This window comes from Modestobacter sp. KNN46-3, assembly GCF_011039295.1.
The window spans coordinates 83710-97729 of sequence record NZ_JAAKGN010000003.1; the positions used below are offsets into that span (position 1 = coordinate 83710).

Here is a 14020-nt window from a genome sequence, read left to right on the forward strand (position 1 = left end):
CCGGCGGGCGGCTCAGGCGCGGGGGTGCACCCGGGAGGCCGCCTCGCGGGCGGTGGCCCGGGCGGCGTCGACGTCCTCGGCGCGGGCCAGCGCCACGCCCATCCGCCGGCGGGCGAAGCTCTCCGGCTTGCCGAACAGCCGCAGCTCGACACCGGGCAGCGACAGTGCATCGTCGACCCCGTCGAAGGTGACCCCGGTGGCCTCCACGCCGCCGTAGACGACCGCCGAGGCGCCCGGGTTGCGCAGCGTGGTGTCCACCGGGAGCCCCAGCAGGGCGCGGGCGTGCAGCTCGAACTCGTTCTGCCACTGCGTCGTCATCGTCACCATGCCGGTGTCGTGCGGCCGCGGGCTCACCTCGGAGAACCACACGTCGTCCCCGCGGACGAACAGCTCGACGCCGAACACGCCCAGCCCACCCAGCTCGGCCGTCACCGCCGCGGAGATCGCCTGCGCGCGGTCCAGCGCCACCGCCGACATCGGCTGCGGCTGCCAGCTCTCCACGTAGTCGCCGGCCTCCTGGCGGTGGCCGATCGGCGCGCAGAAGCCGGTGACCGTCCCCCCGTCGCGCAGCGAGCGCACGGTCAGCAGGGTGATCTCGTAGTCGAAGTCGACGAAGCCCTCGACGATCACCCGGGTGCCGGCGACCCGGCCACCGGCCATCGCGTACGCCCAGGCGCCGTCCACGTCGTCCGGGCCGTCGAGCTTGCTCTGGCCCTTGCCGGAGGAGGACATCACCGGCTTCACCACGCACGGGAAGCCGACCTCGGTGGTCGCGGCGCGCAGCTCCTCGAGGGAGTCGCAGAACCGGTAGGCGCTGGTCGGCAGGGCCAGGTCCTCGGCGGCCAGCCGGCGGATGCCCTCGCGGTCCATGGTCAGCCGGGCGGCCCGCGCGGTCGGGACGACGCGCACCCCCTCGGCCTCCAGCTCCACCAGCGTCTGGGTGGCGATCGCCTCGATCTCCGGGACGACGACGTCGGGCCGCTCGGCCTCGATCAGGGACCGCAGCTGCGCCGGGTCGCTCATCGTCAGCGTCCGGGCGTGGTGGGCGACCTGGTGGCCGGGGGCGTCGTCGTACCGGTCGGCGGCGATGGTCTCCACCCCCAGCCGCTGCAGCGCGATCAGCACCTCCTTGGCCAGTTCCCCGCTGCCCAGCAGCAGCACGCGGGTGGCCGAAGGAGACAGCGGGGTGCCCAGGGAGACCATGCGGACAGGCTAGAGAGGGGCGCGGAGCAGCCGGTCACCGTCACGGCCGGGAACCGCCGGTCAGCCGGCCGTTCCGTCGCTACGTTGCCCTGGTGACCGATCTCGCCACCCGCGCCCGCACCCTCCTCGACCTGCACCGCCCACCGGAGATCCTGGTGCTGGCCAACGTCTGGGACGTCGTCTCGGCCCGGGTCGTCGCTGCCACCCCCGGCGTCCGTGCGCTGGCCACCGCGAGCCACGCGATCGCGGCGACGTTCGGCTACGAGGACGGCGAGCAGATCCCGCTCGACCTGCACCTGGACATGGTGGGCCGCATCGCCCGCGCCGTGGACCTGCCGGTGTCGATGGACCTGGAGGCCGGCTACGGCGATCCGGGGGAGACCGCCCGCCGGGCGATCGGGCTGGGCGTCGTCGGCGGCAACCTGGAGGACCAGCTGCGGCCGCTGGACGACGCGGTCGCCGCCGTCGAGGCGGTGCTGCGCGCCGGCCGGGACGCCGGCATCGACTTCGTGCTCAACGCCCGCACCGACGCCTTCCTGCTGGCCGAGCCCGGGGCCGACCGGGGCGCGCTGCTCGCCGAGGCCGTGCGGCGGGGGCAGGCCTACCTGGCCGCGGGCGCGCCGGTGGTCTTCGTGCCCGGCGTGGTCTCGCGGGAGGAGATCGCGGGCCTCGTGGCCGGCCTCGGCCGCGGACGCGTCTCGGTGATGAGCGTCCCGGCGGCCTCTCCGCCGGGACGCGAGCTGGCCGAGCTGGGCGTCGCCCGGGTCTCCACCGGGCCGTTCACCCAGCGGGTCGCGCTGACCGCGCTGCAGGACGCCGCCGCGGAACTCGTCGCCGGCGGCACCCTGCCGGGCGCGACCCGCTCGCTGAGCTGACATGGCCGCCGATGCCTCCGCCCGGCTCTCCTGGGCCGCGCACGTCGCCGACCCGGGGCCGGGGGAGCGGGTGCTCGAGGTGGGCTGCGGACACGGTGTCCTGCTGTCGCTGCTCGCAGCCAGGCTGACCACCGGATCCGTCCTCGGGCTGGACCGCTCGGCCACCATGACCACCGCCGCGGCCGTGCGGAACGCGGCGGCGGTGGCGGCCGGCACGGTCGCGCTGCAGACCGCCGGCCTGGCCGACGCCGACCTGCCGGACGCGGCCTTCGACCTGGTGGTCGCGGTGCACGTCGGTGCCTTCTGGCGGGCTCCGGGGGAGGAGCACGCGGTGGTGCGCCGGGTGCTCGCCGGAGGTGGCCGGTTCCTCCTGGTCGACCAGCCGCTGCAGCCCGGACGGGCGCAGACCCGGGCCGATCAGGTCGCCGCGCTCGCCGCGCCGCACGGGCTGGTCGTCACGGCGGTGCACACCGGCGACACCCCGCCCCGTCCGTCGATCGCGGTGGAGCTGCGACCGCACCGCGGGTGACCTGGGACACCCTCGGTGGCTGGGCTGGGAGTTGGGGCGCAGCATCGGGGGCAGGACGTCGAGGACGACGAGAGAGAGAAGGCACCGCCGCCATGACCGATCTGCTCCTGCCCGCCGACTTCTTCGGTTTCCAGACGCTGCTGTCCGACGACGAGCAGAAGGAACTGCTCGCCCTCCGGGAGTTCCTGGAGTCGGAGATCAAGCCGCACGTCAACGCCGCCTGGGCGGCGGCGGAGTTCCCGCACGACCTGATCCCCAAGTTCGCCGAGGCCGACATCGTGGGGCGCTCCTACGACTGGGAGGGCCGCCCGCGCGCCTCCCGGCTCTACACCGGCTTCCAGGCGATGGAGCTGTCCCGGGTCGACCCGTCGATGGCCACCTTCCTGGGCGTGCACAACGGCCTGGCGATGGGCTCGATCATGATCCTCGGCTCGGAGGAGCAGCGGCAGCGCTGGATCCCGTCGATGATGCAGATGCAGACCATCGGCGCGTTCGGGCTGACCGAGCCCGAGGGCGGTTCCGACGTCGCCCGCGGCATGCGCACCACCGCCCGGCGGGACGGCGACTCCTGGGTGCTCAACGGCGCCAAGCGCTGGATCGGCAACGGCACCTTCGCCGACGTCGTGGTGGTCTTCGCCCGGGACGAGGCCGACGACCAGGTGAAGACCTTCGTCGTGGAGAAGGGCACCCCCGGCTTCACGGCCACCAAGATCGAGGACAAGTTCGCGCTGCGCACGGTGCAGAACGCCGACCTCACCTTCACCGACTGCCGCATCCCGGCGGAGAACAAGCTCGAGGACGGCAACACCTTCAAGGACGTCAACAAGGTGCTCAAGGTGACCCGGGGCGGGGTCGCCTGGAGCGGCGTCGGCTGCCAGCTGGGCGCCTACGAGGTGGCGGTGGCCTACGCCAAGGAGCGCCACCAGTTCGGCAAGGCGATCGGCTCCTTCCAGCTGGTCCAGGACCTGCTCGCCCGGATGCTGGGCAACGTCACCGCCAGCCTGGGGATGACCGTCCGGCTGTCCCAGCTGCAGGAGACCGACGAGCTGCGCGACGACCAGGCCGCGCTCGCCAAGAGCTACGTGACCGCCCGGGGCCGGGAGACCGTCGGCTGGGCCCGGGAGCTGTTCGGTGGGAACGGGATCGTGCTGGACTTCGACGTCGTCCGGTACTTCAACGACGCCGAGGCGCTGTACTCCTACGAGGGCACCCGCGAGATGAACACCCTCATCGTCGGCCGCTCGATCACCGGGATGAGCGCCTTCGTCTGAAGAAGGACCCCCTTTCCCCCCACGACTCGCAAGCTCGCGGCGGGCCCCTGAAAGGGGGCCGGAAGCGCAAGGGGCAGGTGCACCCTCACCCCTTCGGGGCGGTGGGCTCGGGCTGGGGTGCAGAGCCGACCGCCTGCGGACGATCACCAGCAAGGACGCCGGAGCGGCGTCCGGTGCTGGTGATCAGTCGTGGGGGGAGGGGTCGTGCCGGGTCAGTCCGTGCTCGTGGTCGAGGACACCGACGAGATCCGTGAGCTCGTCGTCACGGTGCTCCGCCGGGCCGGGATGGACGTGCGCGAGGCCACCACCGGTGCCTCCTGCCTGGCCGAGGTGCGCCGCGAGGCGCCCGACGTCGTCGTCCTCGACCTCGGCCTGCCCGACGCCGACGGCACCGAGGTCTGCCGCCAACTGCGCGCCGAGACCGACTGCTACGTCCTGATGCTGACCGCGCGGGCGGAGGAGGTCGATCTGCTGATCGGCCTCGCCGTCGGGGCGGACGGCTACATGGCCAAGCCGTTCTCGCCGCGGGAACTGGTGGCCCGGGTACAGACGATGCTGCGCCGGCCGCGCACCACGGCGGTCCCGGAGCCACGCGCCTCCGTGGAGGACTCCGTCCAGCGGCTGGCCGACCTCGAGGTCGACCCGGACAGCCGCGAGGTCCGGGTGGACGGCGCTGCCGTCGACCTGACCCGCACCGAGTTCGACCTGCTCGCCGCGCTGGTGTCCCGGCCCGGCCGGGTCCTGCAGCGGGAGACGCTGCTGCGCGAGGTCTGGCAGACCGACTGGGAGGGCAACCTCCGGTTGGTCGAGGCCCACATGTCCAACCTGCGGCGCAAGCTCACGGCCGCAGGGTTGAGCCACCCCGCGATCAAGACCGTCCGGGGGGTCGGGTACCGCTTGGTGGCCTGAGGAAGGGCCAGGACCGCACTCGGTCCTGGGCAGGACAGCTGCATCCGACGACGAGGCCCGGCCCCTGTGGGGACCGGGCCTCGTTGTCGTTCAGGCGGCCAGGCCGCGCCGCCGGGCGGCCGTCCGGGCGATCGCTGTGTCGACGACCTGCACCAGCCCGGCGAGGTCGTGGCGTCCGGTGGTCGCGTCGGCGGCCGAGGCGAGCTCCCCACGGCGGCGGGCGTCGTCCCGCCGGGCCGCCGGCCCCGTCAGGCCGGTCAGCTGGGCGAGCCGCTGGTGGGCCAGCACGCCGCGCCGGGCGTCGGCGGCGATCGCCCGGCACACGTCGGCCACCTCGGGGTGGCCGAGCTGGCCGGACGGGCCGGCGAGGGCGTAGGCCGCGGCCGCGACGGCGCGGGGGTCCCCGGCGCGGACGCTCCGGGAGATGGCGGACAGCCGGGTGGGCAGGGCGTCGGCGTACATGGCCTTCAGCCGGTCCTGCAGGTCGGCGTCCAGGTCGGCGTCGTGCAGGTCCTCCACGTCGACCAGGTCGTGGGCGCCGGCCTCGTCGGCCGCGGCGGCGGTGCGGCTGCGCACCAGGTCCACCAGCAGTCGGGCGTCGACGGGCGCGGCGAGGCAGGCGAGGGCGCCGGCGGCGGCTGCTGCGGCGCGGACCTCGTCGGTGGGGTCGGGGGTGACGACCAGGAAGTGGGCGGTGCTGCCGGCGCGGCGCAGTTCGGTGAGCAGCCCGGGGCCGTCGACGGCCCCGGGCACGGTGGCGGAGGTGACCACCAGGTCCAGGGCGACCGCGCTGCTGAGCCAGCGGGCGTCCTCGGCGTCGGCGGCCTCGTGGACGCCCCAGCCGGCCAGCTCGAGCAGGCCGGTGACCTGCTGTCGCGCGGTGGGGGAGGCGTCGATCACGAGGGCGGTCAGCATCGGACGGTCCCTGTCTGTGCGGACACCGCGGTCCAGCCGTAGCTGGTCCGGGCCATGACGGTGAGGGTGGTCGTGTAGCCGGTGAGGGTGAACTTGTCGACGGTGCCGGACACGCTGGTCGTGGCCGCGTCGGTCTGGGCCACCACCTGGACGACTCCGTCGCTGCGGTGGGCCGTGACCTGGTACCCGGTCACCTTCTCCGTGGTGCTGGCGCCCCACCTGACGGTCACGTCCACCCAGCGGGCTTTGCAGCCGGACGTCTCGACGGTCACGTTCGTCGGGGCGAGGACAGTGGTGGTGCCGACGGTCAGCGTGGCCATCGACGCCTCGTCGTCGAACGCGGCCTGGGCGGCGGTCGCGGTGCCCGCCAGCACGGTGGCGACCACGACGGCGAGCAGCAGGACCCCGCGGCGGAGGCCGGTCACGACTGGACCTCGGTCTCGTCGTCCTCGCGGACCTCGGTGGCCGGGCGCCAGATCGACAGCAGCAGCCAGCCGGCCAGCAGGGCGGGGGCGCCGTACACGAGCGCCTGGCTGACCACCGGGGTGCGCAGGGCCTGGATCGCGTGACCGAGCTCGGGGACGACGGCCCGGACCTGGTAGGCGGTGTCGCCCTGCAGGACTGCCTGCCACGGGTCGACCGCCTCGTTGGCGTCTCCCTTGGTCTCGACGGTGACCGTCCCGTCGGCGCCGTGCTCCACGGAGACGACGCGGTGGCTGACGAGGTGGTGGTCGTCGATCGGGATGTGGTAGGCGATGATCATGCCCTCGGTGACCTCGCCGACCGGCAGCGGCGTCACGATCGTGACGTCACCCGGGTCGATGGCCGGGGACATGCTGGCGGTGAGCATCGTCATCGTCCGGTAGTCCAGGACGTGCGGGCCGACGGCCAGCAGGCCGAAGGCCAGGACGGCGACGGTGACCAGCAGCCGGAGGGACCAGCGGAACGCCCACCCGGCCACGCGCTTCCCGAGGCCGGCGGTGCGGCCTGATCGGGTGGACTGCTGCGCCGGACGCCGGGCGATCGCGGTGTCCGTGAGGGCTGCGGGAGAGGCGAGCAGGGCGGTGGTCATGGCGATTCCTCCGGGGCGGGGTCAGCAGGTGGGCAGGGGCAACCGCGTCAGCGGTTGGTGCCGGTCTGCTGGGTGCCGGTGAAGCTGAGCGCCAGGGTGGAGCTCTTGCCCTGGAAGGTGTTGTCGGCGGTGGTCGGCAGGCTCAGGGTGACGACGAGGTGGTCGGTGCCCTTCGGCGCGAGGCTCGCGGCCTTCGCGAAGCCGACGTCGGTCACGGCCGGGCCGGTGGCCACCGGGGTCTTGACGCCGCTGCAGGTGTAGGTGGCGACGCCGTTGACGACCGACTCGGTCCAGGTCACCGAGCAGGAGGTGACGCTCAGCTGCAGGCCGTTGGCCTTGTCGGTGTCCAGCACGCTGGAGACGGTGGCGCTCGAGGTGAGCTGGATGCCGGCGAAGCCGAGGTCCCCGCTGTTGACCAGGTCGACCGAACGGCTGATCGAGTCCCCCGGGACGAAGCCGGCGGCGTTCATCGGCAGCGTGGCGGTGCTGTTGACCGAGTTGAGGTCCAGCGACAGGGTGCCCGAGGCGACCGAGGCGTTCAGCGGGGCGGTGCTGTCGGTGAACGTGCCGAAGGTGCCCATGCCGGCGACGGCGGCAGCGGCGCCGACGATGCCGAGCGAGCCGATGACCTTGCGGGCGGTCCGGGTGCGGGTGGTGGCGGTCATGTCTGTGTCTCCCTGGTCTGGCCGTGTCGACGGGTGCTCCCGGCGACGGACACGACTCTGGAGGGCCATCCGCAGGGCTCCCACCAGCGATCCGCAAGAGAACCGCAAGATGCGGCGGGGGCCGTCAGGCCGGCAGGGGCAGCGCGAGGGTGAAGGTCGTCCCGCGTCCTTCGGCGCTCACCACGTCCAGGGTGCCGCCGTGCGCGGTGGTGATCGCCTTGGTGATGGTCAGGCCCAGCCCGACCCCCGGGACGGCGTTGCGCCGGGCGGTCGAGGCGCGGAAGAAGCTGGTGAACAGCCTCCCCTGTTCGCTGTTCGGGATGCCGACGCCGGTGTCGCTGACCGACAGCAACGCCACCGGGGTCGCGCCCGCAGCGGGGACGTCGACGAGCGCACCGTCCGCGTCCCGCCAGGCCGTCTGCAGCCGCAGGGCGACCCGTCCGCCGGCGGGGGTGAACTTGACGGCGTTGGACACCAGGTTGTCGCAGGCCTGCCCCAGCCGGAGCGCGTCGCCGGAGACGACCAGTCCGCCGTCCAGGACGTCGACGGACATCGCCACCCCGCGCGCCGTGGCGGTGACCCGGGCGGTCTCCTCGGCGGACCGGACGATGTCGGCCAGGTCGACCTCCGCGGGCTGCAGGGTGAACCGGCCCGCGTCGACCTGGGCGGTGAACAGCAGGTCGCCGACCAGCCGCAGCAGGCGCTGCGCGTTGCGTTCGACGGTGCCCAGGTACTGCCGCTGGTCGTCGGTCAGCGGCTGCTCCGGGTCGTCCAGGACGAGTTCCAGGTACCCCAGGATCGAGCTGAGCGGGGTGCGCAGCTCGTGGGAGATCAGGCTGACGAACTGGTCCTTGAGCCGTTCGGTGGCGCGCACCTCGGTCATGTCGGTGCCGACGAAGTTCCAGCCGGTCTGCTCGCCGTCGTCGTCGGTGCGCGGGGTGATCGCCACCGACACGGTCAGCCGCCGGCCGTCCGCGGTCAGGTAGGTCCAGTCGCGGACGTCGCTGCCCTGCTCCCGGGCGACCCGCACCAGGGTGGCGAACGGGGTGCCGCCCCCGGCGTCCGGTTGCTCGGGTGTCAGTTCCTCCGGGGCGTGGAAGTCGATGATCGACCGGGTGCGGACGACGTCGGCCCGGGGGAGCCCGAGCATCCGTTCGGCCCCGGGGTTCCACACGCGAACCAGACCGTCCCGGTCGGTGCCGATGATCGACTGCTCGGTGACCGCGTCGATCACGCTGGTCATGGTCTCCGCCCGGGCTCGCAGCATCCGGGTGGCGACCTCGAGCTCGTCCGCGGTCGACTGACCCTGCGAGAAGAGGTCCAGGCGCTGGGCCTCCAGCAGCCGGGCGGCGGTCTGTTGCCGGTGCAGTCGCCACGTCAGGTCGGCGACGGCGAGCAGCACGACGGCTCCGGCCAGCAGGACCAGGGGGAGGGCGGGACGGACGACGAGCGCCAGGACGCCGGTGGCGGCCGCGGCGGCGGCGCCCAGCCCGGCCACGCCGGTGCGGTGGGCCGGCCCGGAGGAGCGCGCGACGGGATCGGCTATGGCGGTCACGCGGGGTGCTCCACGGTCAGCAGCTGGATCTGTCGGACCAGGCCGGCGACGGTGAAGGGCTTGGGCAGGTAGGCGTCCGCGCCCGTGGCCAGGCCGCGGGCCACGTCGTCGGGGGAGGCGCCGGCCGACAGCAGCAGCACCTGGCAGTCGGCAGTGGCGGGGTCGGCGCGCAGTGCGAGGCAGACCTCCAGGCCGGTGGCGCCCGGCATGGAGACGTCGAGGACCACCAGGTCGGGTCGTTCGGCGCGTGCCACGGTCAGGGCCTGGGCGCCGTCAGGTACCGCGGCGACGACGGTGCAGCCGGCCTTGCCGACCGCGAGGGCGACGAGGTGCCGGATGTCCTCCTCGTCGTCGGCCACCAGCACGCGTGCGGGTGCGTCCACCGCGGTCGCTCCGTCCTCTCGGCCGGCTCCGCCCCGAGCCGGGGACGCAGTCCGTCCTGTCGGGGAACGGCGCTCGCCGGGCCGGGCTGGAGCTGCCGGGAGGGGGTGCTCACCCGATCAGGGGGCGCCACCATCGGGGCCCGAGACGCACGACGGGCCCCTGTGCAGCTGCACCGGGGCCCGTCGGGGAGTTGCGTGGGTCAGGAGGAACGCTGCCCCTGGACCTTCTGCTTGGAGTCCTGGGCCTGGCCCTTGACCTCCTGCTTGGAGTCCTGGGCCTGGTTCTTGACGTCCTTCGCGGCGTGCTGGCCCTCGTCCTTGACCTCCTTGGCGCCCTGCGCAGCCGTGGAGAGGACCGAACCCGCAGCGCTCACGGCGGCCGGCTTCAGGTTGTCGCCGATCTCCTGAGCCACGTTCTTGGCCTGCTCCATGGCCTGCTGCTTCAGCGGCTCGGAGTGCTCCCTGATGGCCGACTCGGCCTGCGAGGCGAGCTGCTTCTCCTTCTCGCTGGTCGGCATCAGGGAGGAGACCAGCCAGCCGACACCGAAGGCGATGAGGCCCGCGGCGAGCGGGTTGCCCTGCGCCTGGCGCTGGAGGGTCTCGGGGGCCTGCTGGACGGTGTCCATGGCGCTGTGCGCGGCATCCTGCACGCTGCCCGCAGCGTTCTGCGCCGCGCCCTGTGCCTGGTGCGCCGCGCCCTGTGCCTGGCCCTGCGCCTGGGAGGCGCGGCCGCCGGCCTGGTCACGGGCCTCGTGTGCGGCCCCGAAGACCTTGTCCTTCAGGCCGGACATGCCGCTCTTGGCCTTGCCGACGCGGCGGTCGACGACCCGCGTGGGGTTGACCTTCTCGTTGAGCGCGTCCACGTCGTAGCTCAGGTTCGCGCGGGTGTCCTCGATCTGGCGCCGGATCGCATCCGGGTCACTGCTGGTCATGTCGTTCTCCTCTGCGGAGTAGCTGTGTGGGAGGTCAGTTGGGCTTGAGCGCGCCGGGGACCTGCTGGAGCGTGTCGACCGTCTGCTCGGGCTTCGGGTTGATCGTCTTGAAGCGGCTGAGGTCGACCTGCTTGAGCCGCGCGAGGTCGACCTGCGTGACCCGCTTGGGGTCGACCTGCTTGAGCTTCTTCTTGCCCATCGCGGCCAGGACGGCCGCTGCGATGCCCCAGAGGACGGCGACGACGAGCGTGGCCCAGCCGAGGCTGTCGAAGAGGTCGGCGAGGGCCCACATCAGGGCCAGGCTCAGGAAGAGGACCAGCATGAAGCCGGCGAAGGCTGCGCCACCGAGCATCCCGGCGCCCTTGCCGGCCTTGGCTGCCTCTTCCTTGGCGATGCCACTGGCCTTGTTCGCCTCTTCCTTCGCGATGGCGGTGGCCTTGTTCGCCTCTTCCTTCGCGATGGCGGTGGCGTGGCCGGCCTCCTGCTTGAGCTCGGCCTTGGCCAGCTCGAGCTCCTGACGCATGAGCGTCGACAGGTCCTTGCTCACCTCACCGAGCAGGGTGCCGACCGAGGTGTTCTCCACCTCGGGGTGCCCCTCCTCGGTCATCGGCTGAGCCGAGTTGTCCACGTGGTGGGTCTCGTACCCGGTCGGCGGGCTGGAGTAGCCGGTGGAACCGCTCTGCGCGTAGCCGGTTCCGGGCTGCCCGTACGGCTGTGCGCCCGGGGCGGTGGGCTGGGTCATCGCAGACCCTCACCCGGGGTGCGGGCCGGGTCGTCCCAGCCGGCCGCGGTGGCCGGGGGCACCGCAGCGGTCTCGGGGGGGACGGTGCCGTACGGCGGCGGCGGGACCGTCCCGGTGGTGCCGGTGGTCGCGTAGCCAGCGGCCGGGGTGCCGGCGACGTAGTCCGTCCCAGCGGTCTCGGTCGCGTACGTGCCCGTGTCGCCGCGGTGCTGGCCGCCCTGGTGCTGCTGATTGCCGCTGCCGGAGGAGCCCTGGTCCTTGTGGGAGGCGACGGCGCCGGTGGTCAGGCGACCCGCGACGACGCCGGCCAGAGCCGCGCCGAGCATGAAGGTGCCCGGCTTGCGGCGGGCGAAGCTGCGGAGCTCGTTGACGAGGTCGGCGGGCTCACGGTTCTTCAGCCAGCCGGCGAGCTCCTCGACCTTGTCGCCGGCCTGGCGGACCAGGTCAGCGGCCGGGCCGGACGGGGTCTCGTCGCCGCCGTCGACCATGATGCGCATCTGCTTGGCGATGTCGCTCAGCCCGTCGCCGGCCTTCTGCGTCCCGCCCCGGACCTGGTCCTGGAGCTGGGAGACGCCCTGCTTCACGAGGTCCTGCGCCTGCTGCTTGGTCTCCTGGGTGACCTGCTTGGCCTGCTCCGCCGCGGTGCCGGCGACGTCCTTGGCGTGGTCTGCCGCGGTCCCGGCGACCTCGCTGCCGGCCTGCTTCGCGGTGTTGCCCACGTCGCGCGCCTGGTCCTTGGCGACGTCGGACTTCTTGGGCGCGCCGGAAGCCTCTGATGCTCCGCTGTCGGACTGCTTCGGTGTGTCGATGGAGTGGGTCATCGTTCCTCCTCGTCCTGCATGGGCTGTTCGTGGTCTGTCGTCGATGCCTGGGCATCCGTGCCCATCGACCACGCCCGCTCCATCGCACGGTCCACCACCGGCCTGCAGGGTCGATGTGGTCATGCGAGGTGGCGGGGCGGCGTGTGGGCACCCGCGTGCCCTGGTCGAAAACGCTCGGTGGGTCCCACCGTGGCCTCGGTGGGGCGCCGTTCCGCTGAACACCTGTTACCCCTGATGGACACGCGCACAAACGGGCATTTCCGGATTTCGTCGATCTTGCGACAGGGGTCGGAGTCGCGGTGGTGTCGCCGCGTAGGGTGCGCCCGGAGGCAAGGCAAGCCTTCCCTGACCAGAGGAGGCCGTGATGGCCAGTGCGACGAAGGCCGAGCGGGTCCGCCGTCCCCGGGTGGCCCGGGTGGCCGAGGTGCTGCGCACCTCGCGCCTGACCCCGCACATGATCCGGGTGGTGCTGGGCGGCGAGGGTCTGGCCGGCTTCCCGGCCGGCGAGTTCACCGACCACTACGTGAAGCTGCTCTTCCCACCGGCCGATGCGCCCTACGGCGTCCCCTTCGACCCGGAGCAGGTTCGCGCCGAGCTGCCCGCCGAGTTCTGGCCGGTCACCCGTACGTACACCGTGCGCTCCTGGGACCCAGCCGCCGGCGAGCTGACGATCGACTTCGTGCACCACGGCGACACCGGCCTGGCCGGGCCGTGGGCGGCGAACGCGCAGCCCGGCGACCGGATCCAGCTGTTCGGTCCCGGCGGCGCCTACACCCCGAACCCGGACGCCGACTGGCACCTGCTGGTCGGGGACGAGAGCGCGCTGCCGGCGATCGCTGCCGCCCTGCCCCGGCTGCCGGGGGGCGTGCCGGCGTTCGTCTTCCTGGAGGTCGCCGGGCCGGCGGAGCAGCAGTCGGACCTGGTGCTCGGCCACGGGACCACCGTCGTGTGGGTGCACCGCGAGGGCAGGGCGCCGGGGGAGGCCCTGGTGACCGCGGTGAAGGCGGTCCAGCTGCCGGCCGGCACCGGCCACGTGTTCGTGCACGGCGAGGCGGGCCTGGTCAAGGAGCTCCGGCTGCACCTGCGCACCGAGCGCGGCCTCGACCCGGCGTTCACCTCCATCTCCGGCTACTGGCGGCAGGGCCGCACCGAGGACCGCTGGCAGGCCGAGAAGCCGGAGTGGAACGCGGAGGTCGAGGCGGCCGAGCAGGCGCTCGCCGCCGGCTGAGCGGTCCTCCCGCTCAGCCGAGGTCGTCGGTGGAGAAGGTGTCGCACTGCGCCGGGTCGCCGGTGGCGTAGCCGGTGCTGAACCACTGGCGCCGCTGCTCGGACGAGCCGTGGGTGAAGGCGTCCTGGTCGACGGTGCCGCCGCCGAGCTCGGTCTGGATGAAGTCGTCGCCGATCCGCCCGGCGGTGTCCAGCGCCCGGTCGATGTCGTCGTCGGTGATGTCGGCGATCAGCGGTGCGCCGGAGTCGGGCACCGACTCGGCGTGGTCCGCCCAGGTGCCGGCGTAGCAGTCGGCCTGCAGCTCCAGGCGCACGGTGCCGCTGGCCGGTCCGGTCTCGCCCGGGGTGACCAGCCGGCTGGTGCCCAGCAGGTGCTGCACGTGGTGGCCGTACTCGTGGGCCAGCACGTAGGCGTTGACGAAGGCGCCGCCCGCGGCGCCGAACCGGGTCTGCAGGTCGTCGAAGAAGCTCAGGTCGATGTAGACCTGCTCGTCGGCCGGGCAGTAGAACGGGCCCGACCCGCTGGTCGCGCCGCCGCAGCCGGTCTGCACGGTGCCCGCGAAGAAGACGGTGTCCGCGGGGCGGTAGTCGGAGCCCAGCGTCGCGCCCCAGTGGTCCTGGATCGACTCGATGTCGGCCACCAGTGCGCACTCCACCGAGGCGTTGGCGTCGGCGCCGGTCCGGCAGTTCGCCGCCAGCTCGGCGTTGTCGGCGGTCTGACCCCCGCTCAGCCCACCGAGCGTGCTGGCCAGCCCCGCTGTGTCGCCCCCGCCGCCGCCGAGCACCTGGAACAGGACGACGACCGGCTCGGTGCGGCCGGGCAGGGTGTTGCCCTCCCTGCCGCCGGTGCGCTCGTACACCTCCACCTGGTCGCGGACCCACTTCTCCGGACTCGGCTCGTACTCACCTTCGACGGGCATG

16 protein-coding genes are annotated in these 14020 nt (G+C 73.3%); 5 read left to right on the top strand and 11 right to left on the bottom strand.

Annotated features, from left to right (window positions below; genetic code table 11):
- Window positions 1-12 precede the first annotated feature (12 nt).
- On the bottom strand, window positions 13-1203 hold the full coding sequence (gene purT, locus G5C62_RS02215; RefSeq protein WP_164699842.1) for a formate-dependent phosphoribosylglycinamide formyltransferase: 1191 nt from the start codon (window positions 1201-1203) through the stop codon (window positions 13-15).
- 92 nt (window positions 1204-1295) lie between these two features.
- On the opposite strand from purT, the gene G5C62_RS02220 reads away from it, so the two are divergent.
- The 4 genes from G5C62_RS02220 to G5C62_RS02235 all read left to right on the top strand — a co-directional run bounded on the left by G5C62_RS02220 (window position 1296) and on the right by G5C62_RS02235 (window position 4787).
- Window positions 1296-2078 carry an isocitrate lyase/phosphoenolpyruvate mutase family protein gene (locus G5C62_RS02220; protein WP_164699843.1) on the top strand — a complete coding sequence of 261 codons (783 nt, stop codon included), beginning with the start codon at window positions 1296-1298 and terminating at the stop codon, window positions 2076-2078.
- Window position 2079: 1 nt separating this feature from the next.
- Window positions 2080-2607 carry a class I SAM-dependent methyltransferase gene (locus G5C62_RS02225; RefSeq protein WP_164699844.1) on the top strand — a complete coding sequence of 176 codons (528 nt, stop codon included), beginning with the start codon at window positions 2080-2082 and terminating at the stop codon, window positions 2605-2607.
- 92 nt (window positions 2608-2699) lie between these two features.
- Entirely contained in the window at window positions 2700-3878 is a 1179-nt protein-coding gene (locus G5C62_RS02230; RefSeq protein ID WP_164699845.1) for an acyl-CoA dehydrogenase family protein, read from the top strand.
- 204 nt (window positions 3879-4082) lie between these two features.
- Window positions 4083-4787, top strand: coding sequence for a response regulator transcription factor (locus G5C62_RS02235; RefSeq protein ID WP_164699846.1), 705 nt, complete (start codon window positions 4083-4085; stop codon window positions 4785-4787).
- Window positions 4788-4877: 90 nt separating this feature from the next.
- Here G5C62_RS02235 and G5C62_RS02240 read toward each other — a convergent pair whose 3' ends face one another.
- The 9 genes from G5C62_RS02240 to G5C62_RS02280 form a co-directional block, all read right to left on the bottom strand.
- On the bottom strand, window positions 4878-5702 hold the full coding sequence (locus G5C62_RS02240) for a response regulator (protein WP_164699847.1): 825 nt from the start codon (window positions 5700-5702) through the stop codon (window positions 4878-4880).
- Window positions 5696-6127, bottom strand: a complete 432-nt coding sequence (locus tag G5C62_RS02245; protein WP_164699848.1) for a hypothetical protein — start codon at window positions 6125-6127, stop codon at window positions 5696-5698. Before G5C62_RS02245 ends, G5C62_RS02240 begins: the two co-directional genes overlap by 7 nt.
- Window positions 6124-6774, bottom strand: coding sequence for a signal peptidase I (locus G5C62_RS02250; protein WP_164699849.1), 651 nt, complete (start codon window positions 6772-6774; stop codon window positions 6124-6126). The genes G5C62_RS02245 and G5C62_RS02250 overlap by 4 nt, the downstream gene beginning before the upstream one ends.
- A gap of 47 nt (window positions 6775-6821) precedes the next feature.
- The gene (locus tag G5C62_RS02255; RefSeq protein WP_164699850.1) at window positions 6822-7439 is read right to left on the bottom strand and encodes a TasA family protein; all 618 of its coding nucleotides are present in this window, start codon (window positions 7437-7439) and stop codon (window positions 6822-6824) included.
- Between the two features lie 124 nt (window positions 7440-7563).
- The gene (locus G5C62_RS02260; protein WP_164699851.1) at window positions 7564-8994 is read right to left on the bottom strand and encodes a cell wall metabolism sensor histidine kinase WalK; all 1431 of its coding nucleotides are present in this window, start codon (window positions 8992-8994) and stop codon (window positions 7564-7566) included.
- Window positions 8991-9377: a response regulator transcription factor gene (locus tag G5C62_RS02265; protein ID WP_164699852.1), complete on the bottom strand. Its 387-nt coding sequence runs from the start codon at window positions 9375-9377 to the stop codon at window positions 8991-8993. Before G5C62_RS02265 ends, G5C62_RS02260 begins: the two co-directional genes overlap by 4 nt.
- A gap of 200 nt (window positions 9378-9577) precedes the next feature.
- A complete protein-coding gene (locus tag G5C62_RS02270) occupies window positions 9578-10309 on the bottom strand; it encodes a DUF3618 domain-containing protein (protein ID WP_164699853.1) in 732 nt (243 codons plus the stop codon).
- 34 nt (window positions 10310-10343) lie between these two features.
- Window positions 10344-11051 (bottom strand): phage holin family protein, encoded by a 708-nt coding sequence (locus G5C62_RS02275; RefSeq protein ID WP_206330431.1) that lies wholly within the window; start codon window positions 11049-11051, stop codon window positions 10344-10346.
- Window positions 11048-11872: a hypothetical protein gene (locus tag G5C62_RS02280; protein ID WP_164699854.1), complete on the bottom strand. Its 825-nt coding sequence runs from the start codon at window positions 11870-11872 to the stop codon at window positions 11048-11050. Before G5C62_RS02280 ends, G5C62_RS02275 begins: the two co-directional genes overlap by 4 nt.
- 364 nt (window positions 11873-12236) lie before the next feature.
- On the opposite strand from G5C62_RS02280, the gene G5C62_RS02285 reads away from it, so the two are divergent.
- Window positions 12237-13100 carry a siderophore-interacting protein gene (locus G5C62_RS02285; protein WP_164699855.1) on the top strand — a complete coding sequence of 288 codons (864 nt, stop codon included), beginning with the start codon at window positions 12237-12239 and terminating at the stop codon, window positions 13098-13100.
- 13 nt (window positions 13101-13113) lie between these two features.
- Here the strand turns inward: G5C62_RS02285 and G5C62_RS02290 are convergent, their stop codons facing one another.
- Complete coding sequence (locus tag G5C62_RS02290) at window positions 13114-14019, bottom strand: neutral zinc metallopeptidase (RefSeq protein WP_164699856.1); 906 nt, start codon at window positions 14017-14019, stop codon at window positions 13114-13116.
- Window position 14020 lies beyond the last annotated feature (1 nt).

Excerpts from the sequence above, each read along its gene's own strand:
- G5C62_RS02290 (WP_164699856.1), bottom strand. The coding sequence starts at position 14,019 with ATGCCCGTCGAAGGTGAGTACGAGCCGAGTCCGGAGAAGTGGGTCCGC.
- G5C62_RS02270 (WP_164699853.1), bottom strand. The coding sequence starts at position 10,309 with ATGACCAGCAGTGACCCGGATGCGATCCGGCGCCAGATCGAGGACACC.
- G5C62_RS02230 (WP_164699845.1), top strand. The coding sequence starts at position 2,700 with ATGACCGATCTGCTCCTGCCCGCCGACTTCTTCGGTTTCCAGACGCTG.
- G5C62_RS02225 (WP_164699844.1), top strand. The coding sequence starts at position 2,080 with ATGGCCGCCGATGCCTCCGCCCGGCTCTCCTGGGCCGCGCACGTCGCC.
- G5C62_RS02280 (WP_164699854.1), bottom strand. The coding sequence starts at position 11,872 with ATGACCCACTCCATCGACACACCGAAGCAGTCCGACAGCGGAGCATCA.
- G5C62_RS02285 (WP_164699855.1), top strand. The coding sequence starts at position 12,237 with ATGGCCAGTGCGACGAAGGCCGAGCGGGTCCGCCGTCCCCGGGTGGCC.
- G5C62_RS02275 (WP_206330431.1), bottom strand. The coding sequence starts at position 11,051 with ATGACCCAGCCCACCGCCCCGGGCGCACAGCCGTACGGGCAGCCCGGA.
- G5C62_RS02255 (WP_164699850.1), bottom strand. The coding sequence starts at position 7,439 with ATGACCGCCACCACCCGCACCCGGACCGCCCGCAAGGTCATCGGCTCG.
- G5C62_RS02250 (WP_164699849.1), bottom strand. The coding sequence starts at position 6,774 with ATGACCACCGCCCTGCTCGCCTCTCCCGCAGCCCTCACGGACACCGCG.
- purT (WP_164699842.1), bottom strand. The coding sequence starts at position 1,203 with ATGGTCTCCCTGGGCACCCCGCTGTCTCCTTCGGCCACCCGCGTGCTG.
- G5C62_RS02240 (WP_164699847.1), bottom strand. The coding sequence starts at position 5,702 with ATGCTGACCGCCCTCGTGATCGACGCCTCCCCCACCGCGCGACAGCAG.